Source organism: Epibacterium ulvae (assembly GCF_900102795.1).
Lineage (GTDB): Bacteria > Pseudomonadota > Alphaproteobacteria > Rhodobacterales > Rhodobacteraceae > Epibacterium > Epibacterium ulvae.
Map to the genome: position 1 here is coordinate 166621 of NZ_FMWG01000005.1, position 25899 is coordinate 192519.

A 25899-nucleotide genomic window follows, 5' to 3' on the forward strand; every position below is an offset into this window, starting at 1 on the left:
GAGTGGTCCTATTATTCGGGGGTTTGTGTGGCGCTGAACTGACCCATTTCGCGCAGGCCGTCAACAAGGCGCGCCATTTGCATATAAAAAGATCCTTTGATCAGCACAATATCGCCCGGTTGAACATAGTCTGAGATGCGATCGGCAGCGGTGGCGCTGGTTTCATGCCACGTCCCGCGTGTGGTCAGAGGCAGACATTCAAACAAAACCTTCATCAACGGGCCGATGCAGTGGATCTGGTCAATCTTGTCGAGGTCTGGATGAGCGGCGAGCCCCTGATGCAACGCGTTTTCCTGCGCCCCTAATTCTCCCATGTCGCCCAGAAAGGCAATTCGACGCCCCGTGCACGGGGTCGCTGCCAGAACAGAGAGCGCCGCAGAGACAGAAGTCGGGTTTGCATTATAGCTGTCATCCAAGACAACGATCTTGCCTTCAGGCAAAGCCACCTCAAACCGCGCACCGCGCCCTTTGACAGGGGACCACAGGGCCAGACTTTTCACCGCTTGTGCCACGTCTCCGCCCACGGCCTGAACACAGGCCAAGGCACCCAAAGCGTTCATTGCAAAATGCGCGCCTAGCGATTGGATATGCAGCTGGTGTGATTGATCAAAGAGCAAGATATCTGCAACGGTCTCTTCTCCTTGGATCTTGATACTTTTGATCTGGCACTCTGATGCGGCCTCACCAAAACACAGGGTACTGGACGCCTCAGACTGTTCAGCTGCGGCACGCAAGATAGCAGATGTTTCGACATCTGCATTCAAGACAGCGGTGCCGCCCGCCTTAAGGCCGTCAAAAATTGCAGCTTTCTCTCGGGCAATCCCTTGGATGCCGTCTGCAAACGCTTCCAGATGCACGCCCGCAACCGTGGTGATCATCGCCACGTCCGGCTGCGCCTGACAGGCAAGCGGTGAAATCTCTCCGGGATGGTTCATGCCAATTTCAATGACTGCAAATTCAGTCTCTGCAGGCATCCGCGCCAAAGTGAGCGGAACGCCCCAGTGATTGTTATAGCTGGCAACAGCCGCATGTGTACGGCCCTGATCAGACAGCATACGGGCAAGCATTTCTTTGGTGGAGGTTTTTCCAACAGATCCTGTAACGGCGACAACTTTGGCCCCTGTTCGCGCCCGTGCAGCCTTGCCCAAAGCCTCTAACGCATTTTGAACGTCATCAACGATCAAAAGCGGTGCGTTTGTTGCAACCCCTTCGGGAACATGCGTCACAAGCGCCGCGCCTGCACCTTTTTCCAGCGCTTGGGCAACAAAATCATGTCCATCCCGCGCAGCCTTAAGCGCGACAAACAGATCACCAGGAAGGATCGTGCGCGTATCGATAGAGATACCATCAACCTGCCAATCAACCGTGGCCTGTCCGCCCGTTGCGGCGACGGCCTCGTCCGAAGTCCAAAGTGTCATGTCAATTTCCCATCAAGTGCTGCAACCGCGATGCTTGCCTGTTCGGTATCATCAAAGGGAAGGATCTGGTCTCCGATGATTTGCCCGGTTTCATGACCTTTGCCACAGATGATCAAAGCGTCCCCTGGCATCAATTGGTCCACACCCCGCAAAATTGCCTCGGCACGGTCTGCGATGTTTTGCGCATCTGGCGCCCCTGACATAACAGCCGCACGGATCACATCCGGGTCTTCGCTGCGTGGGTTATCATCTGTCACGATGACGACATCAGCCGCTTTTTGCGCAGCTTCGCCCATCAACGAACGCTTGCCCGCATCACGATCACCGCCTGCGCCAACAATTGCGATCAAACGCCCCAGCACATGAGGGCGCAACGCTTTCACGGCGGTGGCAACCGCATCTGGTGTATGCGCATAGTCCACAAAGACCGTCGCGCCATTTTCACGTGTTGCTGCCAGCTCCATACGTCCGCGTACAGTTGTGAGATGCGGCAATGTTTCAAAAACCCGCTCAGGGTCTTCGCCGCTGGCAATCACCAGGCCACAGGCGATGAGCACGTTTTCCGCCTGAAAGCCTCCAATCAGATTTAAGCGCGCCATGAAGGGTCTGTCATGCCAAGTGAACCGCAAATCCTGCCCCGTGGCATCAAAGCGGGCTCCAGTCAGGCTGAGATCTCCAGAGCCGCGCCCAACCGAGAGAACCTCCTGCCCCCGTGCAGCCGCAACCGCGCGCATTTCTGCACCGCGTTCACTGTCCATATTGATCACCGCTACACCTTCATCAGGAAGGACACGGCGAAAAAGTCCCGCTTTGGCCGCAAAATAAGCCTCGAAACTATGATGATAATCCAGATGGTCCTGGGTGAAGTTGGTGAACCCTGCCGCTGCCAGCTGAACCCCATCCAGACGGCGCTGATCAAGCCCATGCGAGGATGCTTCCATCGCGGCATGGGTCACCCCAGCCTGAGCCGCCATCGCCAAGGCGCGATGCAGGGTAATGGGTTCTGGCGTGGTATGGGCCAGTGGGTGCGTCCACGCACCTTCAACACCTGTTGTTCCTAAATTCACCGCTTCATGGCCCAGCTCGGTCCAGATCTGGCGGACAAAACTGGCGACAGAGGTTTTGCCGTTTGTTCCCGTTACAGCGACCATACAAGGAGGCTGTGCGCCAAACCAAAGCGCTGCGGCATATGATAACGCCTGACGCGGATCTTCTGTCACCACAAGCGCGACTTTGCCTGCATCTTCTTCGATCTGCTGGGCGCCTTCAGCGTCTGTCAAAATAGCGACGGCACCTTGTTCGATTGCCGTTTTGACAAAGGCCGCCCCGTGAACCTTGCTACCGGGAAGTGCTGCAAAGAGATATCCATCGCGCACCTCGCGACTATCAACCGCAAGGCCAAAGATCACAGGATCCTCGCCTCCACGCGCCGTCAACCCCAATTGGCTGAGCGCTTGCTGGCGTTCTTCAGTCATATGTCCCCCGTGGCGTTATACTCGCCGGTTAGTTTGAGGTCAGGGTTATAGCAGTCACCTGCTCAGGATCAACTTGTGGACGTACGCCCAACAGCGGGGCAAGCCTACGCACCATTTCTGAGGCAACCGGCACGGCGGTCCAGCCTGCGGTGCGGCGCTCTTCGCCATGCGAGAAAATCGATGGCTCGTCCAACGTGACTATGAGCGCATATTTAGGATCATGGGAGGGGAAGATCGATGCAAAGGTCGCAATGACCTTATCATCATAATAGCCCCCTTGGGGCTTTGGCTTATCGGCAGTGCCCGTTTTACCACCAACCTGATAGCCATCGACTTCGGCAAAAGAGGCTGTTCCTTCAGTTACAACCTTGCGCAACATGCGGCGGCCTGCTTCGGCGGCGCGTTCGGACATGACGCGTTGCCCATATTTGGGCCCATCTTGCTTTAGAATGGTGGGGCTGACATAGCGGCCACCATTGGCAATTGCCGCATAGCCTGCGGCCAAATGCATAGCGGTCGTTGAAATTCCGTGGCCATAAGAAATTGTCATCGCGGAAAGTTCTGACCAGTTGGTGGGTAAAAGCGGCTTACCGCCTTTGGCTTCGACAATTTCAAACGGGGTTGGTGTCAACATACCGAGATCGTCCAGAAATTCCCGCTGGCTTTCCACACCGATCTGCTGCGCCAGACGCGCTGTGCCGATGTTAGAGGATTTCACGATGATCTTTGTGACTGACATTTCATTGCCGTAGTTGCGAAAATCACGGATCGCAAAGCGTCCCCAGCGCAGCGGTCCGCGGGTATCGATCACGGTGTTTTCATTCACCAAGCCCATGTCGACAGCCTGTGCCGCTGTAAAGATTTTGAAGGTTGACCCGAGTTCATAGACCCCCTGAACCGCGCGGTTAAACAGTGGGCTAACCGAAGGGTCAAACCCGCTGGTTGGCGGCGGAGGGCGATCATTTGGATCAAAATCCGGCAAGGACACAACTGAGATAACTTCGCCGGTGTGGACATCCATCAAGATAGAGGTGGCCCCTTTGGCGTTCATCAATTTCATACCGCCATCAAGGATCTGTTCGGCGGCGGCCTGAACTGTCAGATCAAGAGAGAGTTCAAGCGGTGCGTTTCCATTGGCTGGATCCCGCAAATATTCATCAAACTGTTTTTCAATCCCGGCAACGCCAATTACCTCAGCGGCGCTCACGCCTTCTTTGCCAAACCCGGCCCCTCCGAGCACGTGTGAGGCAACGCTGCCATTGGGATAAAGGCGCATTTCACGCGGGCCGAACATCAGGCCGGGATCACCGATGTCATGCACAGCCTGCTTCTGTTCCGGGCTGATTTTCTTCTTGATCCACAGGAATTTGCGCTTCCCTGTGAAATCTTTAATCAGCCGCTCGCGATCCAGATCGGGGAAGATTGTGACCAATTGATCTGCAGCGGCATGCGGGTCCACCATCTGTGGTGGTTGCGCATAAAGAGAATGGGTTTCAAAATTGGTCGCCAGAATGCGGCCTTCGCGATCAACGATATCCGCGCGCTGCATCGCGATACCCGCACCCGCCGTATAAGCAAGGGGTTCATGGGGTTCAGATGTCGCCATCACCCCCATGCGCGCGCCAATCGTCAGGAAAGCGCAGACAAAGAATCCCCCCAATACAAGCAACCGACCTTCGGCTTGTTGGCGGGATTTGGAGGCCATCTCCGCATGGCGTTGCGCCAGGTTCTCCTGCTCGATCGCATCTGGGTTTTGCCCTCTGTCACGCGCGGCAAGGATACGGGCCAAAGGACGCAGCGGTGTGCGGATCATGGTTGCCTCCCGGCATTCAGGTTGGACACGTCCACACCATTGTCGATAATCAAATCGGCCTGCGGGTAAGCAACCTCATCCACGCGGCCAAATTGATCAGGGCGCAGGGGCAAAAGCCCAAGGCGATCATAGTTCAGCTCTGCCAGTTCACGCAGCCGGTCAGGGCGATTGAGATAAGCCCATTCGGCCCGCAGAACATTCAGCCGCGCCCGCGCATGGCCGATATCACGTTGCAGTTTCCGTGTTTCTTTAAGGGCTTGCTGTGTTGCGTAATTCTCTTGATATGCCCAAAACGCTAATCCAAGAACAGACAGAGCTGTTGCGATATAGAGCAGCGTTTTCATGAGCGCATCTCTTTCAGCTGGGGCATTCCAAGCTCTTTGGGCGTGATCGGTCTGGGATCTGCATCCGTTCTACGACCGACACGCAAGCGCGCGGATCTGGATCTGGGGTTTTCTGCCAATTCCTGATCGTCAGGACCAACGGCCTTGCGCGTCACAAGATCAAATTGCGAAGGAACCTCTTCGATCTCAGGGGCATAGCGATTGGCACGGCCCGTTTTATTGGCACGATGCTGAAAGAACCGCTTGACCATACGGTCTTCGATGGAGTGGAACGTCACAACCGCCAACAGACCACCAGGCTTCAGTGCCCGCTCAGCGGCCAAAAGCCCCTCAAACAGCTCTTCGTATTCCGCATTCACAGCGATACGGAGCGCTTGAAAACTGCGCGTCGCAGGATGAGATTGACCCGGTTTGGAGCGGGGCAGACAACCTTCGATAATCTGCGCAAGCCGGAGCGTTGTGGTGATTGGTTCTTCGGTGCGCGCCTTCACAATTGCCTTTGCGATACGGCGGCTTGCGCGTTCTTCTCCGAAAGTGAAAAGAATATCTGCAAGCTGAACCTCATCAAGTGTTGCAACAAGATCTGCGGCTGATGGCCCGGATTGCGACATTCGCATATCCAAAGGGCCTTCTTTCATGAAAGAAAAGCCACGCTCTGCCAGGTCAAGCTGCATCGAGGACACACCAAGATCCAGCACAACACCGTCCAAGTCACTGGCGTATTCATCCATGCGCGAGAACACACCCGCCTGCAGGATCAGACGCTCCCCGTATTCTCCCACCCAAGGAGCGGCGAGTTCAAATGCAAGAGGGTCACGATCCACACCCACCACCTGCGCAGCACCAGCTTCCAGCAAACCGCGTGTATATCCCCCTGCCCCAAATGTGCCATCCAACCAATGACCGGCCACGGGAGAGACCGCCTTTAACAGCGGACGCAAGAGAACTGGAATATGGGGCGCTTCTGCACCAGTTGTGGTCATGACTTAGGCGCCTCCGACGCCATCAAGGAATTCCATCGGGTCAAAGTCATCGGGCAGTTCTTCCATCCACTTCTCGGATTGAGCAAGCTCTTCTTCCTCATAAGTTTCAGGCTTCCAGATCTGGAACGTATCACCCGCGGCAATAAAGAACGCTTCTTTCTCGAGATCGATCTTGCTGCGCAATTTGGCCGGCAACACAAGGCGGCCTGTTTCATCAACGCTGGTCGGAAAGGACTGACCGTGGAACATCCGCTGTAACATTTTACGCTGTACAGATCCACGCGGCAACGCGTCGATCTTATCGTCCACCTCGTTGATGGCATCCATCGTATAGCATTCAAGGAACTTACGGCGCTGATCGCCATAGACAATTACAAGTTCAGGATTGCCACCCGGGTCACAGCTGGGATCAGAGGCTTCAAGCACACGACGAAAGGAGGCCGGAATTGATACCCGCCCCTTGGCATCCACCTTGTGGTGGCTTTCACCTCTGAACCTGCGACCCAAACGACCGCTCCCTCTTCGCGTCCCTCGCGAAATCGACCCCCCGAAAGTAAAAGGGGCGGGTTGATCTGCTGCCACTGATCAACCCGCCTCCAACTTCCCGCTGAGCGGGTGTCCGACTGCGCGCGCCATCTGGGGGGATGTCTGCTCGCTCGCGCGCCGGATCTCTTGGTCGATGAAAGCGAAGGCCTGTATGAAACCTGCTTCTTTATTTTTTGGTCGGGGTCGTTGTAGCGCCCCAGCTCTCCGTCTCATCTGATGTGAAAGGGATACTATGGGAATTGATGGGCTTGCAATAGTTTTCTTGAGATGCAGAGGGGATTTTATGGTCTCCGCCATATCGATTCTGTCGAATAACTACCGGTGATTCAGGAAAACCACCATATATAGAAAAATACACACCTCACAACACCACATAATGGCATTTTGGATTCGATGAGAAATTTCCCATCTTTTCCCGCGATTCTTCGGTATGACGATTCAAAGAATAGAGTGTTCACTCTCTGTTCTTTGAATCTCATAGTTCTTTCCCAAAGCGCCTCGCCTGCAAGTGATTCGTTTTGGGTTTTTCACCAAATTTTCCCTTAAATTCCCACAGCGCCCATGATTTCCCATGAGTTGCGCCAGAAAATCCCAAAACGGCCCACCACAAGGGCGAGCCGTTAAAATTCACAACCTTCAAATCAGATGAAAGGGCAGCCCCAGCCCGTTAGGCCATACCACCCTCAACCAGGCCTCTGGCAATCTGCGCATAGGCCTGCGCCATTGCTCCTTCACCTGCCGCTATGGGAGTTCCGCTGTCACCAGCCAGACGGGTCTCCAGATCGATTGGCAAAGACCCCAACAAAGGAACGCCGAGCTTTTCCGCTTCTGCTGCGACACCACCATGCCCAAAGATGTGATGCTCGCTGCCGCAGCTGGGACAGGTAAAGAAGGACATGTTTTCGATAAGGCCCAAAACCGGGGTTTTAAGGGATTTAAACATATCCAGTGCTTTGCGCGCGTCCAACAGCGCAACATCCTGCGGCGTGCTGACAACAATTGCGCCGCTCAACTCTGATTTTGTGCAAAGCGTCAACTGCACATCCCCAGTTCCGGGGGGCAGATCAACCAGCAGAACGTCAAGCTCTCCCCAATTCACCTGACCAATCATCTGCTGCAAGGCCCCCATCAACATAGGGCCACGCCAGACCACGGCTTTATCTTCTTCGACCATAAAGCCGATCGACATCAATGTGACACCATGGGAATGTAGGGGTTCAATGATCTTGCCGTCGGGGCTCGCCGGACGCCCACTGGCCCCCATCATGCGCGGCTGACTTGGACCGTAGATATCTGCATCCAACAAACCAACCTTCCGGCCTTCTTTTGCCAAAGCAACCGCGAGATTGGAGCTTACCGTGGATTTGCCAACGCCCCCCTTGCCAGAGCCGATCGCCAGAATGCGCTTTACACCGCTTGGCTTCATCGGGGCGGCCTGAGGTTTGGGATGCCCTCCCACCTTGAGCGATGGCGGCGGCTTTGAAGCAGACTCATTATGCGCTGTCAGCGCGACATTGACGCTGGTCACCCCCGGCAGCTGCGCAATGCGTTCTTGTGCAGCGAGTCGTAAAGGTTCCATCTGTCGAGCCACTTCAGGGGTCGGTGCTTCGATGACAAAACTCACACGTCCGTCTTCCACACGCAAAGCGCGGATTAAATCATTGGAAATCAGCGAGCCCTGCCCCGGAAAAGGCAAATCGGCCAATGCTGCGCGAATCTTATCTTGAATATTGTCCACACTGCTCTCCTACGTTTCCGCATGTATATTGCGCAGACCTACAAGACCCAAGGCGCGAGTTTCAATTTGCTGTCACAAATGTCCCATTTTCTGCACATAAATTAAGCAAATCCCTATGCCAACAAGCGACTTAAGAATTTACACGCCTTATCAGCACACCACACCCATGCAAGAGTCGCATAGCGGATTTGCCAAAAGGCCGGATTGTGCGCCTGCAGCAAATGCTTATTCTGATTTACAAGAAATAAACGATTTGAAGCGATGTTAGAAGATAAGACCTGATGGCAAACGTAGCGCATATCTCTGTAGAAGCTCCTAAGCTTGGCCTTCGCAAGCTTTTCGTTGAGCTCCAGAAGCGCTTCAAAACCCATCATGTTTATCGGGCGACCCATAACGCCCTTCGAGAGCTGAGCGATCGTGAATTGGCGGATTTAGGCCTAAACCGATCAATGGTTAAACGCGCTGCACTTGAAGCAGCTTATGGAAGAAATATTTGAGACAGAGCAGGTTCCACCTCCTCCCTTTAGGAACCTGATCTTAAGCGGCAGCATCCTCCTCCTCCCTGATGCTGTCGCACCTAATACGGCCACATGGCCAGACATACACCGGGGCTTCCTCCTCCCTATGCCTTGGTGTCAATAAGAACGGTGGCGCTCTCCTCCTCCCTAGCGCCGCCGTTTTTTTATTCAGTGCTTTCCTGCACACACACAAACCTGCTTCCATAATAAAAAACGAGAGCGGCTAAGCGCTCCCGTTCATAGATCCCTGATTATATTCCCCTTTAAAAGGGCACATCATCGCTGGCTGACCCATCCGATTTTACGAACCGTGCCACGACCTTTTTTAGGCCTGCCTTCTCAAAATCCACTTCCAGCTTATCGCCTTCGATTCCGACAATCGCGCCGTATCCGAATTTCTGGTGGAACACGCGCTCTCCCAATGTGTAGACCGAAACAGCCTGCATATCGATGATGCTACTCTTGCTCTCTTTCGGCTGGCCCATGCCGCGTTGGCCTGCGCGGGCCTGCATACGCTTCCATCCTGGAGAATTGTAACCGTCCGCCTGTGCAACCCGATCATCAATGGTGGACCGGACAGGCGCAGCGGCTGCACCATATCCACCGCCATACAAACCCGGCGGCGTCAAGACTTCCACGTGTTCTTCTGGCAGCTCATCCACGAAGCGTGATGGCAATTGCGACTGCCATTGCCCAAAGACGCGGCGATTGCCCGCAAAGGAAATTGTACAGATACGTTCCGCCCGCGTGATCCCCACATAAGCGAGGCGGCGCTCCTCTTCCAAACCTTTGAGGCCACTTTCGTCCATTGACCGCTGTGAGGGGAACAGACCGTCCTCCCACCCCGGTAAAAACACAGCAGGAAATTCCAATCCCTTAGCCGCGTGAAGCGTCATAATCGACACTTTCTGTTCGCTGTCTTGCTTGTCGTTGTCCATGACAAGGCTAACATGTTCCAAAAACCCTTGCAGGTTTTCGAAATTCTCCAACGCCTTCACCAATTCCTTGAGGTTTTCAAGGCGGCCCGGCGCTTCGGGGGTTTTATCATTCTGCCACATGGTCGTGTAGCCGCTCTCATCAAGCACCAGTTCGGCAAGCTCCATATGAGAGACATCTTCATCGCCCACCAAGCGCCCCCAACGCTGCAGGTTTTCCACAAGCAAGCGCAGCTGGCCACCGCCCTTGCCCTTAATGCGACCTTCTTCAACGGCAAGACGTGCCCCCTCCACCAAGGGAACGCCACGTTCGCGGGCAAGCGCCTGAATGGTTTGCTGCGCCTTGTCTCCAAGTCCACGTTTGGGAGTGTTCACAATACGTTCAAAAGCCAGATCATCATCCGGGCTTACGACCATACGGAAGTAGGCCATCGCATCACGGATTTCCAAACGCTCGTAAAAGCGCGGCCCGCCAATCACGCGATAGGGCAAGCCAATAGTCAAAAAGCGGTCTTCGAATGCGCGCATCTGGTGGGAGGCCCGCACAAGGATTGCCATATCGTTTAGATTGACTGGCTCCAGATGACGCGTGCCACGCTGCAATGCCTCGATCTCTTCCCCCGTCCAGCGGGCTTCTTCGTCGCCATCCCAATGACCAATCAGGCGCACCTTTTCACCACCTTCAGATGCCGTCCAAAGCTCTTTACCCAAACGATCGGAATTGCCACGGATCACATTAGACGCCGCTGCCAGAATATGTTCGGTTGAGCGATAATTCTGTTCCAGACGGACGACCATTGCGCCGGGGAAATCCGCTTCAAACCGCAGGATATTTCCAACTTCGGCCCCACGCCATCCATAGATCGATTGGTCATCATCGCCCACGCAGCAGATATTTTGATGGCCGCCCGCCAAGAGGCGTAGCCAGAGGTATTGAGCGACGTTGGTATCTTGGTATTCGTCCACCATGATATAGCGGAACCAGCGTTGATATTGCTGCAAGATATCTGCATGTGTTTTGAAGATCGTTACCATATGCAGCAGCAGATCGCCAAAGTCGACCGCGTTCAGTTCTAGCAGGCGTTGCTGATACATCGTATAAAATTCAATGCCGCGATTGTTATAAGCTGCGGCCTCACCGGCGGACAAACGATCAGGTGTCAGGGCGCGGTTTTTCCAATCATCGATGATCCCAGCCAGCATACGCGCGGGCCAGCGCTTGTCGTCAATACCTTCTGCCTTGATCAATTGCTTCAAAAGGCGAATCTGATCATCTGTATCCAGAATTGTAAAATTCGATTTGAGACCAACAAGTTCAGCATGACGGCGCAGCAGTTTTACGCAGACCGAATGGAAGGTGCCAAGCCACGGCATGCCTTCAATAGAATGCCCCAGCAATCCACCGACGCGTTCTTTCATTTCGCGCGCTGCTTTATTCGTAAACGTCACTGCCAGCACTTCATTTGAACGTGCGCGTCCCGTGGTCAAAAGATGCGCAATACGCGCTGTAAGCGCTTTCGTCTTGCCTGTGCCGGCGCCTGCCAGCATCAGGACAGGCCCATCCAGACATTCAACGGCCTCCCGCTGTGCCGGATTCAATCCGTCCAAATAGGGCATTGGGCGTGCAGCCATTGCACGCGAAGACAGGGAAGCGCCTTCAAAGGCATCAAATTCATCGGTCATGCTCATGGGTATAGGTTACGAGAGTTTACGCGCAAGGGAAAGAGTTTGTTCACCCTTTGTATTGCAAAGAAAGCTCTAAGAACGGGCAGAGACAGCCCCGCGTTATCGATATTGAAAACTTGCCAAACGTCTCTTTCTTCTGGATCACTAGTATTATGGATTTACATTCAGCCTATCCCGCAATTTCAGATCTCAGAGCGCGCGCACGCCGCCGCATTCCCAAATTTGTCTGGGAGTATCTGGACAGCGCCACCGGCAACGAAGCCACAAAAGCACGCAATCGCACCGCGCTGGATCGCATCGGGTTCTCGCCCTCGATTTTGCATGGCCCTTTGACCTTTAACCTGCAAAAAGAATTTCTTGGGCAAACTTATCCGTTACCTATTGGCATCGCACCTGTTGGCATGTCCGGTCTGATCTGGCCAGGTGCCGAGCAAAGCCTCGCCCAGTTTGCAGCCCAAGAAAACCTGCCCTATTGTCTTTCAACTGTCGCAGCGCAATCCCCCGAGGATTTGGCACCCGATATTGGTGAACAGGCGTGGTTTCAGCTCTATCCGCCGAAAGACCCCGACATTCGAAAAGACCTGCTCGCCCGCGCGCGCATGGCAGGGTTTAAGACGCTTGTGCTTACCGTCGATGTGCCTGTCGCCTCGCGCCGGGAACGTCAGCTGCGCTCTGGACTGACGCAACCGCCCCGATTGACCCCGCGCCTTTTGACGCAAATCGCCCAGCGCCCAGTCTGGGCCCTTGGCATGGCGCGTATTGGACTGCCAAAGATGCGCACACTTGCAAAATACACTGAAGGCCCGATGACCGCACGATCCTCCACTGCACATATCGGGTATCTGCTGCGCACCTCTCCCGATTGGGACTATGTCAAATGGCTGCGTGATCATTGGCGCGGCCCCCTTGTGGTGAAAGGCGTATCACGCGGCAAGGATGCGCAACGTCTGGAACACCTGGGTGTTGACGCACTTTGGGTGTCAAATCATGCAGGACGGCAGTTTGATGCAGGGCCCGCAACTATAGATGCCCTCCCTGAAGTCCGCGCTGCCTGTGATTTGCCACTCATCTTTGACAGCGGAGTTGAAGGTGGTCTCGACATTTTGCGGGCGCTGTCACGCGGCGCAGACTTTATTATGTTGGGACGTGCCTTTCATTATGCCCTCGCCGCACTAGGGCACGCAGGGCCAGCGCATCTCATCGACATCTTAAAACAGGATCTCTGCGCAAATATGGGGCAATTGGGGGTGGAAAACCTTACAGACACAGCGTTATTGAAACCGATCATGCTCGACACTTGAATGACGCCACTTCAAAACTGCTCCAGACGCTGTGTAGATCCCACAATAGAGGCGAGCAAGCCGTGCGTCATTCTACCCTATAGGTAAAGGACCATCTGAACACTTCAAAGTGATTCGGGGCCACGTTTCCGATACTTGCGCCGCAGTGCAGCAATAGTTGCAAAATCTTTCGCAGCGATCTCGCAACAATGTTTCGATACACTTCTCCCAATTTTGGTACAAATCCCTTTTTTCTAGACTGATACCGTTATCAGCCCCCTATTGATCACAATTTCATCTGTACCCTGAGCACCCTTGTCCCTAACACTTCCGCCCAAACTATTTGAACCGGGGGAAGAAATGACCGATTTCAAAAAGATCCTAATCGCAAATCGCGGTGAGATCGCCATTCGCATCATGCGGGCAGCTAACGAGATGGGTAAAACCACGGTGGCAGTCTACGCGGAAGAGGACAAGCTGGGCTTGCATCGCTTCAAAGCGGATGAAGCATATCGTATCGGCGAAGGCCTTGGACCCGTTGCCGCCTATCTTTCAATCGATGAAATTATTCGCGTCGCCAAAGAATGCGGTGCGGATGCCATTCATCCCGGTTATGGCCTGCTTTCTGAAAACCCCGACTTTGTGGATGCCTGCGCCCGCAATGGTATCACGTTCATCGGTCCCAAAGCGGAAACGATGCGCGCCTTGGGCGACAAGGCTTCTGCCCGTAAAGTTGCGGTTGCGGCTGGCGTGCCGGTTATCCCGGCCACCGAGGTTCTGGGCGACGACATGGACGCCATTCGCACCGAAGCCAAAGAGATTGGCTATCCTTTGATGCTCAAAGCATCTTGGGGTGGTGGCGGACGTGGTATGCGCCCCATTCACGGCGAAGACGAGCTGGAAGAAAAGGTTCTTGAAGGACGCCGTGAAGCTGAAGCCGCGTTTGGCAATGGCGAAGGGTATCTGGAAAAGATGATCACCCGCGCGCGTCACGTTGAGGTTCAGATCCTTGGCGACAAAAACGGTGAAATCTATCACCTGTTTGAACGCGATTGTTCTGTTCAGCGCCGGAACCAAAAAGTTGTCGAACGTGCACCAGCACCTTATTTGACCGAAGAACAACGCGCAGAAATCTGTGATCTGGGCCGCAAAATCTGTGCTCATGTGAACTATGAATGCGCGGGCACCGTTGAATTCCTGATGGATATGAACACCGAAAAGTTCTATTTCATCGAGGTGAACCCACGCGTGCAGGTGGAACATACCGTCACCGAAGAAGTAACCGGCATTGATATTGTGCAGGCGCAAATCCTGATCGCCGAAGGCAAATCCATTGCTGAAGCGACTGGAAAGGCCTCTCAGGACGATATTTTCCTGAATGGTCATGCCCTTCAGACCCGCGTGACCACAGAAGACCCGCTAAACAACTTCATCCCTGATTATGGTCGTATCACAGCCTATCGCGCCGCAACCGGCATGGGTATTCGTCTGGATGGCGGCACAGCCTATGCAGGTGGTGTGATCACGCGCTACTATGACAGCTTGCTGACCAAGGTAACCGCCAAAGCGCAAACCCCTGAAAAAGCCATCGCCCGTATGGACCGCGCGCTGCGCGAATTCCGGGTGCGCGGTGTTAGCACCAACATTGCTTTTGTTGAAAACCTGCTTAAGCATCCAACTTTCTTGTCGAATGAATACACCACCAAATTCATCGACGAGACGCCTGAGCTGTTCAATTTCAAATCGCGTCGCGACCGTGGCACCAAGGTTTTGAACTATATCGCGGACATCACGGTCAACGGGCATCCCGAAACCGAAGGCCGCGCAAAACTTGGCGCGGACATCAAAGCACCGCGTGCACCCAAACTGGACGCAGGCAACACGCCTTATGGCACACGCAATCTGCTGGAGCAGAAAGGTGCGCAGGCTGTAGCGGATTGGATGAAAGCCCAGCGCCAGCTGCTGCTTACCGATACAACCATGCGTGATGGCCACCAGTCTTTGCTGGCGACCCGCATGCGTTCGATCGACATGATCAAAGTGGCACCTGCATATGCACAGAACCTCAGCCAGCTGTTCTCGGTTGAATGTTGGGGCGGTGCCACCTTCGATGTGGCGTACCGGTTCTTGCAAGAATGCCCCTGGCAGCGCTTGCGCAACCTGCGCGAAGCCATGCCAAATGTTATGACACAGATGCTGCTGCGCGCGTCTAACGGTGTCGGGTATACCAACTACCCTGACAATGTAGTTCAAGCCTTTGTGGCACAAGCGGCGAAAACCGGCGTGGATGTGTTCCGTGTGTTTGACAGCCTCAACTGGGTTGAAAACATGCGCGTAGCCATGGACGCAGTGGTTGAAAGCGGTAAAGTCTGCGAAGGCACCATCTGCTACACTGGCGATTTACTTGATCCTGAGCGATCCAAATACGACCTGAAGTATTATGTGGGCATGGCCAAAGAACTGGAAGCCGCTGGCGCCCATGTTCTGGGTCTCAAAGATATGGCTGGCCTGCTGAAACCAGCTTCGGCACGTATTCTTGTGAAGGCGCTGAAAGAAGAAACCGGCCTGCCTATTCATTTCCACACACATGACACCTCTGGCATTGCGGGGGCGACCATTCTTGCAGCGGCAGATGCAGGGGTAGATGCAGTGGATGCGGCAATGGACGCATTTTCTGGCGGCACATCGCAGCCTTGCCTTGGCTCCATCGTGGAAGGCTTGCGCAATACTGATCGCGACACGGGTCTGGACATTGGCAAGATTCGCGAAATCTCGGGCTATTGGGAGCAAGTGCGTGCGCAGTATGCAGCCTTTGAAAGCGGCCTTGCCGCGCCAGCATCGGAAGTTTACCTGCACGAAATGCCAGGTGGCCAGTTCACCAATCTGAAAGCACAGGCACGCAGCCTTGGTCTGGAAGAAAAATGGTCAGACGTTGCGCAGACTTATGCGGATGTGAACCAGATGTTTGGTGACATCGTCAAAGTGACCCCTTCCTCCAAAGTTGTGGGTGACATGGCTCTGATGATGGTATCACAAGGCTTGAGCCGTGAAGAGGTTGAAGACGCCGACACGGATGTAGCCTTCCCGGATTCGGTTGTTGATATGATGCGTGGCAACTTGGGCCAGCCTCCCGGAGGTTTTCCAGATGCGCTGGTGAAAAAGGTGCTAAAAGGCGAAGCCCCAAACACGGAGCGTCCTGGCGCCCATTTGGAAGCTGTCGATCTAGAACAGGTCCGCGCTGAACTGTCCAAGGAGCTGGAAGGCTTTAAGGTCGATGATGAAGACCTGAACGGGTATCTGATGTATCCAAAGGTATTCCTTGATTACATGGGACGTCACCGCCAATATGGCCCAGTGCGGACCCTGCCGACCAAAACGTTCTTCTATGGCATGCAGCCCGGTGAACAGATTGCCGCGGAAATCGATCCCGGTAAGAAACTGGAAATCCGCTTGCAGGCAGTCGGTGAGACCAATGAAGATGGCGACGTCAAAGTCTTCTTTGAACTTAACGGTCAGCCCCGCGTTATTCGTGTGGCCAACCGCAAGGTTAAAGCGACAACTGCGAAACGTCCCAAGGCTGAAGTTGGCAATGCAAACCACATCGGCGCACCAATGCCGGGTGTCGTGGCAACCGTGGCTGTAACCGCTGGACAGCATGTGAAAGAAGGCGATCTTCTTCTCACGATTGAAGCCATGAAAATGGAAACGGGGATCCATGCAGAGCGAGACGCGACTGTGAAAGCAGTACATGTCAGCGCGGGCGGCCAGATCGATGCCAAGGATCTTTTGATCGAGCTTGAGTGATCAACACACGTCCCCAATAAAACAAAGGCCGTGCAGAATGCTGCGCGGCCTTTTCTGTTTGACATTTGTTCACTACAGTTTGCGAAACCTAGTAGCGCAGGATCTACCACATGCTTTCTATCACCTCGTTTTACGCCGGATTGACCGCTCTATTGTTTGTTGTGCTTTCAATCAAAGTCATCAAACTGCGTGGTCGTGCCAAGGTCTATATGGGCAACGGCCAGCCCGGCGAGCACGAGCCCCTTGAACGCAGCGTACGTGTCCAAGGCAATTGCGCTGAATATGCCCCTTTGGGGCTCATTCTTCTGGCCCTGGTCGAACTGCAACCCACCCCCGGTTTTGTTGTTCACATACTTGGCGCACTGCTGTTTCTAGGTCGTATCGCACATGCCGTAGGAATGGGCAGTACGCCCCAGATTGCTCAACTGCGCGTTGGGGGGATGGTGATGACATTTTTGATGATATCGCTATGTGGTCTTGGGTTAATTGCGCATGCGGTGTTGTGAGCATTCAACACAAGCGGCCAGTGCGACCTAGCAAACCGCAGAGAGCATTTATCTGAAACACCAAGATAAAGTCAGCAGAAACAATCAACATCTTACGAAAAGAAAATCACATCTTTTCTGTATTTCGGGCTTGCGGGTGTCACCTGCTTCGCCTAAAAGCGCTCTCACTGAATGGTAGCGCGGGCGTAGCTCAGGGGTAGAGCATAACCTTGCCAAGGTTAGGGTCGGGCGTTCGAATCGCCTCGCCCGCTCCATTTGGAAACAACAAGCCGTCCTTAGGGGCGGCTTTTGTGTTTATAAGGGTAAGCGTCAAGCCTTGATTGGAATCGCAAGGCTCTGTAGGAACAGAGGGCGAACAGGAAAGACCCCAAATGGCGAGGCAGGATGCTCACTTCGGTTGAACTTTGTGCAGGCGCTGGCGGTCAGGCATTAGGTCTGGAACGTGCGGGGTTTGAACACACCGCCCTTGTCGATATCGATAAGCATTGCTGTGCCACCCTGCGCCACAATCGCCCGAATTGGAACGTTCTGGAAGAAGACGTTCGCGATTTCAAAGAGGTTGCGGAGAGCTATAAAGGGGTTGATCTCCTTGCAGGCGGCCTCCCCTGCCCGCCCTTTTCGGTGGCAGGCAAACAGCTGGGCGAAAAAGACGAGCGCAATCTGTTTGATGATGCACTGCAAATCGTGGATGCAACACGCCCTCGCGCTGTCATGATCGAAAACGTGCGCGGATTTCTGGATGCGGTTTTTCTGGACTATCGCGAAAAGCTGAAAAAGCAGCTGTCAAAGCTTGGATATGAAACGGACTGGCGGCTGCTCAACGCGTCTGATTTTGGGGTGCCTCAACTGCGCCCACGGGTTGTTATCATCGCATTGCGCAAAGAATTCACCGGGCAATTTGCTTGGCCTGATCCGCTGCCTCATAATCCACAGACTGTTGGTGAAACGCTTATTGATCTGATGAAAGAGCGCGGATGGAAAGGTGCAGAAGCCTGGAAGGAACAAGCCAGCGAAATCGCTCCGACGATCGTAGGGGGATCCAAGAAACACGGTGGGCCTGACCTTGGGCCAACACGGGCACGTCGCGCTTGGGCCGCGCTTGGCGTTGAAGGGCGCACGATTGCCTATGAAGCCCCTGATCCTTTTCACGAAGGCATGCCGCGCCTGACCGTGCCCATGGTCGCACGCATTCAAGGCTTTCCGGATGAGTGGCATTTTACCGGTGCCAAAACCAATGCTTATCGGCAGGTTGGAAATGCATTTCCGCCCCCCGTGGCTGCAGCTGTCGCGCGACAATTGCGCGCAGCAATTGCCAAACCCAACCTGCATGCCGTGACCGCGTGAAGCAAAATATTCCCTTTAGTCTGATTGCCCCTGGCCACGTGGATTTTGATCTTCTGGCGCAAATTGGTTCGGATTTAACAGCGCGCGCCGGTGGCACAATAGGGCTGGAAGACACCTTCCCCGTGATGCTGCGCCAGTGCATTGATGATGTCATCATGACTCCCAAAACCGGTCGCCGCAGCTACGAAGAATTGGAAAAAACCGAAAAGACCTATATTGGCACGCGGGTTGAAATCGAGCTGATCGCGCTATTAGGCCTGCCAAGAGCAGGTCATCTGGACACCCAAGTCTGCGGCGTGGACGTTGATATCAAAAACACAATGGGCAGCAATTGGATGATCCCAACCGAAGCCGTGGATAAACCCTGCATCCTTGTGGCCGCAGATGAAGCGCGGGCACGCTGCTATCTTGGTATCGTCGTTGCCCGCCCCGACTATTTAAGCGCGGGGCAGAACAAGGATGCAAAACGTTCGATTTCTGCCGAAGGGTTTGCCCATATTCACTGGTTGCTTTGCGATCACCCCTATCCTGCAAATTTTTGGCGCACACAGCCGGAGATCACTGTTACAAAGATTTTCTCGGGAAAATCGGGCAATGCGCGTATGGCAGAGCTGTTCCGCTGCGTGCAAGGACAGATCATCGAGCGGGATGTGGTCGAGGCCGTCGCGCAACAGAAAGACTTTATGCGACGCATTCGTTCTGACAAAGGCAGAGGCACCCGCGATATTCTGGAGCGCGAAGGCATTGTGCTGCTATCCGGGCAATATGACGGCCAACTTATCCGCGCTCTGAATTTACCGCCCTGCCCCCAAAGCGCCTTTATTTCTTTTGCGCCAAACACACCGCAGCTGATACGGCTTGCACGGCAGGCTGGCTTTCCTGATCTGCCAGACCTTATGCAAGCCACATCAATGATTTAAATCGAAAAATAACTTTGCGATCCTGGTATTTTTCTATTGCAGGCCTTTCAGGCTTGGCCTAAAAGCGCCCTCACCGAATGGTAGCGCGGGCGTAGCTCAGGGGTAGAGCATAACCTTGCCAAGGTTAGGGTCGGGCGTTCGAATCGCCTCGCCCGCTCCATTTGGTAAACCTTGAAGGCTGAAAAACTCTCTAAAAATTCATCTTCGTTCGACATCACTTTAATGATATGTCGTGACTTGGTGCGCCGTTCAAACCCGGACCTACTGGCTTTCATTGCTGAAAGATCCATCTTACATATTGCGCGCCCCTGATGAGATAAATTTTACAGAATTACAGCTAGCGCACCGCACTTTTTGCTTGCAGGCGTGAAGACCTTCGCCTAAAAGCGCCCTCACCGAATGGTAGCGCGGGCGTAGCTCAGGGGTAGAGCATAACCTTGCCAAGGTTAGGGTCGGGCGTTCGAATCGCCTCGCCCGCTCCATTTGGAAACAACAAGCCGTTCTTAGGGGCGGCTTTTGTGTCTCTGGGCAAATGCACTAAGATCCAGACGGACCCTATTGCAATTTGCGCCTCTCAAAGCCCCTTGCGACCTCTCTTCAAAGCTTGCACGCTCCTGATAAACAAATGAAGGAGTTTCTGATGGCCCCTGTGGTTTACCCTACCACCAACCTGACAGCGACAGAGCAACTGGTTTTTGAACGTGGTGAAGGAATCTATATCTTTGACAACAAGGGAAAACGCTACATCGAAGGGCTCGCCGGGCTTTGGTGTACGTCGCTAGGATATAGCAATCAGGAGGTGATTGATGCAATTACAGAGCAGTTAAACACCCTTCCCTTTTCCCATACCTTTGGCGGTAAAACACATCAGCCGATCATGGATCTGGCCGAAAAAATACGTGAGATCGTACCAGTGGAAGATGCCTATGTGTTTTTCGGGAACTCAGGCTCTGATGCAAATGACAGTCATTACAAAATGCTGCGCTATTATTTCAACGCCATCGGGAAACCTGAAAAACGCAAGATCATCACGCGCGAACGAGGCTATCACGGCGTCACAGTGGCGGCAGGGTCTTTAACCTCTCTGCCTGCAAATCTGGCCCATTTTGATGCCCCGCTTGAGGCGTTGAGTATTCTTCGCACAGCTTCTCCGCATTACTATACAGGGCGTCGGGGAAACGAGACTGAGGAACAGTTTGTCGATCGCATATTGGAAGAATTAGAGACGCAAATTCAGCAGGAAGGCCCTGAAACAATCGCTGCGATGATCATCGAACCGATTACAGGGGCGTCAGGTGTTATTGTTCCACCAAATGGCTATTACGAAAAGCTGCAAGCAATCCTGCGCAAACATGACATCCTGATCTGGGCAGATGAGGTGATTTGTGGCTTTGGACGGACCGGCAATGATTTCGGCTGCACCACGATGGGTATTCAGCCAGATCTGATGACATTCGCCAAACAGTTGAGCTCTGCTTACTTTCCAATTTCGGCAGCAGTCATTCCCGGCTGGATGTATGAAGCGATGATAGAGCCTTCAAACCAGGTGGGCGTATTTGGCCACGGGTTCACCTATTCTGGCCACCCTGCAGCCTGTGCTGCAGCTTTGAAGACGCTCGAAATCTATGAACGTGACAATATGTTTGCTCATGCTGCAGAGGTTGGTGCACACCTGCAGCAAAGGCTGCGTGAGACCTTTGAAAGTCATCCACTGGTCGGGGAAGTGCGCGGGCGCGGTTTGATTGCCGCTCTTGAACTTGTGTCGAACAAAACCACAGGTGCAAGCTTTGACAAAGGCATTGCAGGCGCAACCGCGCAGCGTGCATGTGAAAAGCATGGCGTTATCTTGCGCGCCGTCGCTGGGAATGCGCTCGCCTTTTGTCCGCCACTGATCATAACAACCAAGCAGGTGGACGATATGGTTGCAGCGGTCTCTGTCGCCCTAGACGAAACCTATGGCATCTTAAGAGAACAAAATCTGATTCATATTGGCTAAAATCACAAACACGCGAGAGCGGGTATTGGTATTGTTTTTTGCTACTTCACGTTTTCATCAGTAAAAAATTATCCTCTTGCGCCTAAAATATGATCCGTAACGAGTGCGATGTTCGAACTAACCAGCCGAGCGCCTGGGTTGTCCAGTGTGCTCGGTTTGGCGATATGTTCGCACCCGATGTTCGCTCTGGATCATACGAATGAGGAACTCTGCGACGAAGGGTTGAGCCACCCCCTGCAAAACGCCTATAAGCGCAGCGCAGGACAGGAAGGATCTGAGGCCCATGCGAACAGCGACCATCACACGTGCGACAGCTGAGACAGATATCACCGTCGAAATTAATCTCGATGGCAGCGGCACATATGACATAAAGACCGGTGTCGGTTTTTTTGATCACATGTTGGATCAACTGGCACGCCACTCTCTGATTGATATGAAAATCCGTGCAAAAGGCGATTATCACATTGATGATCACCACACCGTCGAAGACACTGGCATCGCCCTTGGTCAGGCACTTGCGCAGGCTCTGGGTGACAAAAAAGGCATCAATCGTTACGGCGAATGCCACCTGCCCATGGATGATGCACAGGTGCGCTGTGCACTGGATCTGTCTGCCCGTCCGTTTCTTGTCTGGTCACTGGATCTGCCCACACAAAAAATCGGCACTTTTGATACTGAACTGGTGCGTGAGTTCTTTCAGGCCTTTGCAACACATGGCGGCATTACCCTGCACATCGATCAGCTGCACGGATTTAACAGCCATCACATTGTTGAAGCCGCATTCAAAGCCGTCGCGCGCGCGCTGCGCGTGGCTGTAGAAACAGACCCACGCAAAGCCGATGCGATCCCATCTACCAAAGGTGCACTGTAATGCTGACCGCCATCATTGACTACGAAAGCGGCAATCTGCACTCCGCTGAAAAAGCCTTCCAAAGGATGGCGCGTGAAGTTGATGCAGGTGAGGTTGTGGTCACATCTGATGCAGATGTGGTGGCCAAGGCAGATAGGCTGGTCTTGCCCGGCGACGGGGCCTTTCCGGCCTGTGCTGCGGAGTTGCGCGGCCACAAGGGTATTTATGACGCGCTGGTCGAAGCTGTCGAAGTCAAAGGGCGCCCTTTTCTTGGCATTTGCGTTGGTATGCAACTGATGGCCAGTAAAGGCCTAGAATACACTGAAACCGCAGGGTTGGATTGGATCGAAGGGGATGTGGTCAAGATCGCGCCTAAAGATCCCAGCCTCAAGGTGCCGCATATGGGCTGGAATGATCTTGTGATCACCTCAGATCACCCAGTCTTTGACGGCGTTACATCAGGCGATCACTGCTACTTCGTGCATTCTTACCATTTTCGAGTTGCAAAACCGGACGAACGGCTTGCCCATGTGGATTATGCAGGTGATGTCACTGCAATCATCGGTCGCGATACGATGCTGGGCATGCAATTCCACCCGGAAAAAAGTCAGGACGTTGGCCTGCGCATGCTGGGCAACTTCCTAAAATGGGCCCCTTGATCAGACAAAGCCAATATACATCAGGCCTTGCGTTTAGGCCTGATATCCGTGCTGAACTCCGCGCAGTTTGACAGGCGATACCCTAAAAATTTTCGAAACGCACGGGCAAACGGCTCTGGGAAACCATAGGCAAAGCGACCAGAAACTGCTTCTACGCGGGCACCTGTTTCTAAATCTTGTTGTGCAAAACCCAATGGCTATCGCCTGAGATAGCCCATTGGAGTTTCACCAACTGTCGACATAAAAGCCTCGCCCAACGGGTTGACCACAGATTGCGCGCCAAATTCCTGTGTCACAACTTCGGCCTGCATCAGATTGAGCAAAGCCTCCTCATCTGAGCCTGAAGAGATATCGTAGGAAATGCGGTAAGGAAACGCTCTTCACCGCGGAATTGTGAAGGATTTTCAGAACCAGCTTCTGGACAGATCGTTGACAATCCGGCACATCCAACAAACTGCGTTTGTGCCGGAATTTCAACTTGTTTGTACGCTTAGAAAAATTTGATCATGTCGAAGGCCAGCACCGCTATTGCAGTCTGGGCCTCAGCCAGACCCTGTTTGGGGAATGGTGTGTCGAACGCAGCAACGGCCCCTTAGGTGAAACCGGGGGCAGTATCAGACGATGGTATTTCACATCATATGGCGAAGCCTTGATGTTGTTGGAAAACAGTCGCGATCGACAATTGCGGCGTGGCTTTGTCCCCATTCCTGTACAACTTGGCCTGTTCTAATCCCACGTAGACCACCAAAACCGTTGTATTAGATCGCCAAGCGGTGCAAAAGGCCAACGACAGTTTCACGACAGGACCAAGACGATGATCCTCTACCCAGCGATTGACCTAAAAGATGGACAGGCCGTGCGCCTTTTGCACGGCGATATGGACAAAACAACTGTCTTTAATGACAATCCTGCCGCGCAAGCGCTGGAGTTTGTTGAGGCCGGATGTGACTGGTTGCATCTTGTCGATCTCAACGGTGCCTTTGCCGGAGAGCCGGTCAATGCAGCGCCAGTCGAAGAAATCCTTGCCCAGTGTAAAGTCCCTGCCCAACTGGGGGGCGGCATCCGCGATATGAGCACAATCGAACGTTGGCTGGACAAAGGCCTCGCACGTGTCATTCTGGGCACTGTAGCGGTTGAAAATCCTGATCTCGTTAAAGACGCCGCACGCAACTTTCCCGGCAAAGTTGCTGTAGGGATTGATGCCCGCAACGGTAAAGTCGCCACCAAAGGCTGGGCAGAAGAAACAGATGTCTTGGTCACAGACCTCGCCAAATCCTTCGAAGATGCAGGTGTCGCAGCGATTATCTATACCGATATTTTGCGCGATGGGGCTATGAAAGGGCCAAATGTGCAAGCAACGGCAGATCTCGCCCGTGCGGTCTCTATTCCGGTGATCGCCTCTGGTGGCGTCTCGTCGCTGGCAGATTTGGAAGCGCTCAAATCCTGTGGAGCTCCTTTGAATGGTGCGATCTCAGGGCGGGCACTTTATGATGGCGCGATTGATCTGAAAGAGGCCCTTGAAGTTCTGAAAACCTAAAATAGGTTCCAAAGTCCTCAGTGGCTGTTGCAAACTGGGGTGTGCCAAACACTGAATAAAGTAGTCGCCTTTTGCGTCCTTACGGTCATTTGATCAAAAGGCGACTGTAAAAGAAGTTGTATGCTATATAACTTTAATAGTCCCATTTTTGATATTCTGCATCGCGAGATTTCATCATCTCGTAGAGCCAGACCATGCGATCAAGATACCAACTCTTCCCTAAATAGGCCAAAGCTACACCTAAGACGGCGCCCCAGATAGAATAATAAATGATGGCCCAAGTCGCTATCATCACCCCAGTAAACGAGATGGTGTTCAGGATCTTATATAGGGGAGTATCATGGATAACTGGGATTTCGACGATATCCCGGTTGAGGTAAACTCGTTCCCCCAAGACAGCCTTGGATGCCCAGTTTTTTGTTGATTTTGGCCGGTTAAATACGATCGGATTCAAAAACACCCACAGCAAGGCTGCGCCTGCCGGGATCAAACACCACCAACCGATCCAAAGACGGCTCCAGAACGCAAAGACAATGAGCGGCAGCACAGAATACCGCGTCCACACACTCCACGGGTTCGCGTGTTTCATCCAATTGTCGTCTGTTAAATTAAATACGCGGGCGATACGTCGTTCTAATGTCATAGATGCAAGCCAATCATTTATCGGCTTTCAGATAAGTTTAGCTTTGACGTAAAACAAGGCTGAGCCAGAACTGGAATCGACCAACGGCCTCTTGTGGCCTGTCGATCACATGCCGTTAAGTTCTTAGGCGCACACAACATTAGCCCATCTAAAGTGAAGCGCACCTAAGAACTGGACTGGCTCTGTTCCAAAGCGAGACATCTTAATTGTTGCGTTCAAAATGTCGGCTTGCATCTTATAGCAAAGATAGCCTGTTAGGGGGGCCTGCAGTTCGGGCCACACCCCATATTTTCTATCGGCCGTCTTACTCAGCAGCAGCAGCTGTCAGCTTGCCCAATGCGCCTGTCATTTTAGCGACAAATGGTGCATCTGCAGCGATATCCAGACCGCTGAACATCTCAGCTGGATCTTCATAGGTCAACCAAACCTGCCCATCGTCATCTTTGTAAGCGAGCACTTTCAAAGGCAGAAACAGGCCTGCACGTAGGTCAGATTGCATCGCGGGTGTGCCCAGCTTGGGGTTTCCAAACACCAAAAGCTGTGAATCGTTGAGCTCTAGATCAACCTTTGCCGCTCCACCTGCGTGATCTACGCGCGCAAAAACGGTTGCGCCAGCTTTAGCCAAAGCCGCTTCAAGGGCATCAAGCGAGGCTGAAACAGATTTCTGGCTGGGAACTTTGATCAGTTCGGCGGCGGCGGGGATTGCACTGGTCAAGGCAATAACTCCTGCTAATAGTAGTGACTTCATTTTAACTCCTCTAAAATAAGAATTCTGTGGTCAATTCACATAAGACCAAACCGGCTGGCCAATCACTTTTTCGACATACCTATTTTATTCGATAGCCACAAAGACCCTATGCGACATTTTGCCCATCTGTGCGACAACCCGGCACGGAGCCGTCCT

General features: G+C 53.4%; 22 protein-coding genes and 3 tRNA genes. 14 read left to right on the forward strand and 11 right to left on the reverse strand.

Features of this window, described 5'->3' with window-relative positions; all coding sequences use genetic code 11:
- Positions 1 to 11 precede the first annotated feature (11 nt).
- The 7 genes from BLP79_RS09705 to BLP79_RS09740 all read right to left on the reverse strand — a co-directional run bounded on the left by BLP79_RS09705 (position 12) and on the right by BLP79_RS09740 (position 8317).
- Positions 12 to 1418 carry a UDP-N-acetylmuramoyl-tripeptide--D-alanyl-D-alanine ligase gene (locus BLP79_RS09705; protein WP_090218506.1) on the reverse strand — a complete coding sequence of 469 codons (1407 nt, stop codon included), beginning with the start codon at positions 1416 to 1418 and terminating at the stop codon, positions 12 to 14.
- Complete coding sequence (locus tag BLP79_RS09710) at positions 1415 to 2893, reverse strand: UDP-N-acetylmuramoyl-L-alanyl-D-glutamate--2,6-diaminopimelate ligase (protein WP_090218508.1); 1479 nt, start codon at positions 2891 to 2893, stop codon at positions 1415 to 1417. Before BLP79_RS09710 ends, BLP79_RS09705 begins: the two co-directional genes overlap by 4 nt.
- Positions 2894 to 2921: 28 nt before the next feature.
- Positions 2922 to 4706, reverse strand: coding sequence for a peptidoglycan D,D-transpeptidase FtsI family protein (locus BLP79_RS09715; RefSeq protein WP_090218510.1), 1785 nt, complete (start codon positions 4704 to 4706; stop codon positions 2922 to 2924).
- Positions 4703 to 5050 (reverse strand): cell division protein FtsL, encoded by a 348-nt coding sequence (gene ftsL / locus BLP79_RS09720; RefSeq protein ID WP_090218512.1) that lies wholly within the window; start codon positions 5048 to 5050, stop codon positions 4703 to 4705. Before ftsL ends, BLP79_RS09715 begins: the two co-directional genes overlap by 4 nt.
- Positions 5047 to 6033, reverse strand: coding sequence for a 16S rRNA (cytosine(1402)-N(4))-methyltransferase RsmH (gene rsmH, locus BLP79_RS09725; protein ID WP_090218514.1), 987 nt, complete (start codon positions 6031 to 6033; stop codon positions 5047 to 5049). The genes ftsL and rsmH overlap by 4 nt, the downstream gene beginning before the upstream one ends.
- Positions 6034 to 6036: 3 nt before the next feature.
- Positions 6037 to 6540 carry a division/cell wall cluster transcriptional repressor MraZ gene (gene mraZ / locus BLP79_RS09730; RefSeq protein WP_170830480.1) on the reverse strand — a complete coding sequence of 168 codons (504 nt, stop codon included), beginning with the start codon at positions 6538 to 6540 and terminating at the stop codon, positions 6037 to 6039.
- Between the two features lie 706 nt (positions 6541 to 7246).
- Positions 7247 to 8317, reverse strand: a complete 1071-nt coding sequence (locus BLP79_RS09740) for an Mrp/NBP35 family ATP-binding protein (RefSeq protein WP_090218518.1) — start codon at positions 8315 to 8317, stop codon at positions 7247 to 7249.
- A 281-nt stretch (positions 8318 to 8598) separates the two neighbouring features.
- Here BLP79_RS09740 and BLP79_RS09745 point away from each other — a divergent pair, with 281 nt between their 5' ends.
- Complete coding sequence (locus tag BLP79_RS09745) at positions 8599 to 8814, forward strand: DUF1127 domain-containing protein (protein WP_090218520.1); 216 nt, start codon at positions 8599 to 8601, stop codon at positions 8812 to 8814.
- Positions 8815 to 9098: 284 nt separating this feature from the next.
- Here BLP79_RS09745 and BLP79_RS09750 read toward each other — a convergent pair whose 3' ends face one another.
- A complete protein-coding gene (locus BLP79_RS09750; RefSeq protein ID WP_090218521.1) occupies positions 9099 to 11459 on the reverse strand; it encodes an ATP-dependent helicase in 2361 nt (786 codons plus the stop codon).
- Positions 11460 to 11608: 149 nt separating this feature from the next.
- Here BLP79_RS09750 and BLP79_RS09755 point away from each other — a divergent pair, with 149 nt between their 5' ends.
- The 11 genes from BLP79_RS09755 (at position 11609) to hisH (ending at position 22815) form a co-directional block, all read left to right on the forward strand.
- Positions 11609 to 12757 (forward strand): alpha-hydroxy acid oxidase, encoded by a 1149-nt coding sequence (locus BLP79_RS09755; RefSeq protein WP_090218523.1) that lies wholly within the window; start codon positions 11609 to 11611, stop codon positions 12755 to 12757.
- A 339-nt stretch (positions 12758 to 13096) separates the two neighbouring features.
- On the forward strand, positions 13097 to 16540 hold the full coding sequence (locus tag BLP79_RS09760; protein WP_090218525.1) for a pyruvate carboxylase: 3444 nt from the start codon (positions 13097 to 13099) through the stop codon (positions 16538 to 16540).
- Between the two features lie 110 nt (positions 16541 to 16650).
- Positions 16651 to 17046, forward strand: a complete 396-nt coding sequence (locus tag BLP79_RS09765; protein WP_090218526.1) for an MAPEG family protein — start codon at positions 16651 to 16653, stop codon at positions 17044 to 17046.
- 179 nt (positions 17047 to 17225) lie between these two features.
- A tRNA-Gly gene (locus tag BLP79_RS09770) sits at positions 17226 to 17300 on the forward strand.
- 130 nt (positions 17301 to 17430) lie between these two features.
- Positions 17431 to 18390, forward strand: a complete 960-nt coding sequence (locus BLP79_RS09775) for a DNA cytosine methyltransferase (RefSeq protein ID WP_090218528.1) — start codon at positions 17431 to 17433, stop codon at positions 18388 to 18390.
- Positions 18387 to 19310, forward strand: a complete 924-nt coding sequence (locus BLP79_RS09780; RefSeq protein WP_090218529.1) for a NaeI family type II restriction endonuclease — start codon at positions 18387 to 18389, stop codon at positions 19308 to 19310. The genes BLP79_RS09775 and BLP79_RS09780 overlap by 4 nt, the downstream gene beginning before the upstream one ends.
- A gap of 85 nt (positions 19311 to 19395) precedes the next feature.
- A tRNA-Gly gene (locus BLP79_RS09785) sits at positions 19396 to 19470 on the forward strand.
- Positions 19471 to 19717: 247 nt separating this feature from the next.
- Positions 19718 to 19792 (forward strand) — tRNA-Gly (locus tag BLP79_RS09790).
- Between the two features lie 158 nt (positions 19793 to 19950).
- The gene (locus tag BLP79_RS09795; protein ID WP_090218531.1) at positions 19951 to 21306 is read left to right on the forward strand and encodes an aminotransferase; all 1356 of its coding nucleotides are present in this window, start codon (positions 19951 to 19953) and stop codon (positions 21304 to 21306) included.
- A 283-nt stretch (positions 21307 to 21589) separates the two neighbouring features.
- Entirely contained in the window at positions 21590 to 22177 is a 588-nt protein-coding gene (gene hisB / locus BLP79_RS09800) for an imidazoleglycerol-phosphate dehydratase HisB (RefSeq protein WP_090218533.1), read from the forward strand.
- Complete coding sequence (gene hisH, locus BLP79_RS09805) at positions 22177 to 22815, forward strand: imidazole glycerol phosphate synthase subunit HisH (protein ID WP_090218534.1); 639 nt, start codon at positions 22177 to 22179, stop codon at positions 22813 to 22815. The genes hisB and hisH overlap by 1 nt, the downstream gene beginning before the upstream one ends.
- 197 nt (positions 22816 to 23012) lie before the next feature.
- Here hisH and BLP79_RS20170 read toward each other — a convergent pair whose 3' ends face one another.
- The gene (locus BLP79_RS20170; protein ID WP_269799293.1) at positions 23013 to 23138 is read right to left on the reverse strand and encodes a hypothetical protein; all 126 of its coding nucleotides are present in this window, start codon (positions 23136 to 23138) and stop codon (positions 23013 to 23015) included.
- A gap of 155 nt (positions 23139 to 23293) precedes the next feature.
- On the opposite strand from BLP79_RS20170, the gene BLP79_RS09810 reads away from it, so the two are divergent.
- On the forward strand, positions 23294 to 23545 hold the full coding sequence (locus BLP79_RS09810; RefSeq protein WP_090218536.1) for a WGR domain-containing protein: 252 nt from the start codon (positions 23294 to 23296) through the stop codon (positions 23543 to 23545).
- Positions 23546 to 23629: 84 nt separating this feature from the next.
- Positions 23630 to 24352: a 1-(5-phosphoribosyl)-5-[(5-phosphoribosylamino)methylideneamino]imidazole-4-carboxamide isomerase gene (gene hisA / locus BLP79_RS09815; RefSeq protein ID WP_090218537.1), complete on the forward strand. Its 723-nt coding sequence runs from the start codon at positions 23630 to 23632 to the stop codon at positions 24350 to 24352.
- A 133-nt stretch (positions 24353 to 24485) separates the two neighbouring features.
- Here hisA and BLP79_RS09820 read toward each other — a convergent pair whose 3' ends face one another.
- Both BLP79_RS09820 and BLP79_RS09825 read right to left on the reverse strand, forming a co-directional pair.
- Positions 24486 to 24995, reverse strand: coding sequence for a DUF6653 family protein (locus BLP79_RS09820; RefSeq protein WP_090218538.1), 510 nt, complete (start codon positions 24993 to 24995; stop codon positions 24486 to 24488).
- 304 nt (positions 24996 to 25299) lie between these two features.
- Entirely contained in the window at positions 25300 to 25743 is a 444-nt protein-coding gene (locus BLP79_RS09825; RefSeq protein ID WP_090218540.1) for a DUF302 domain-containing protein, read from the reverse strand.
- Positions 25744 to 25899: the final 156 nt, after the last annotated feature.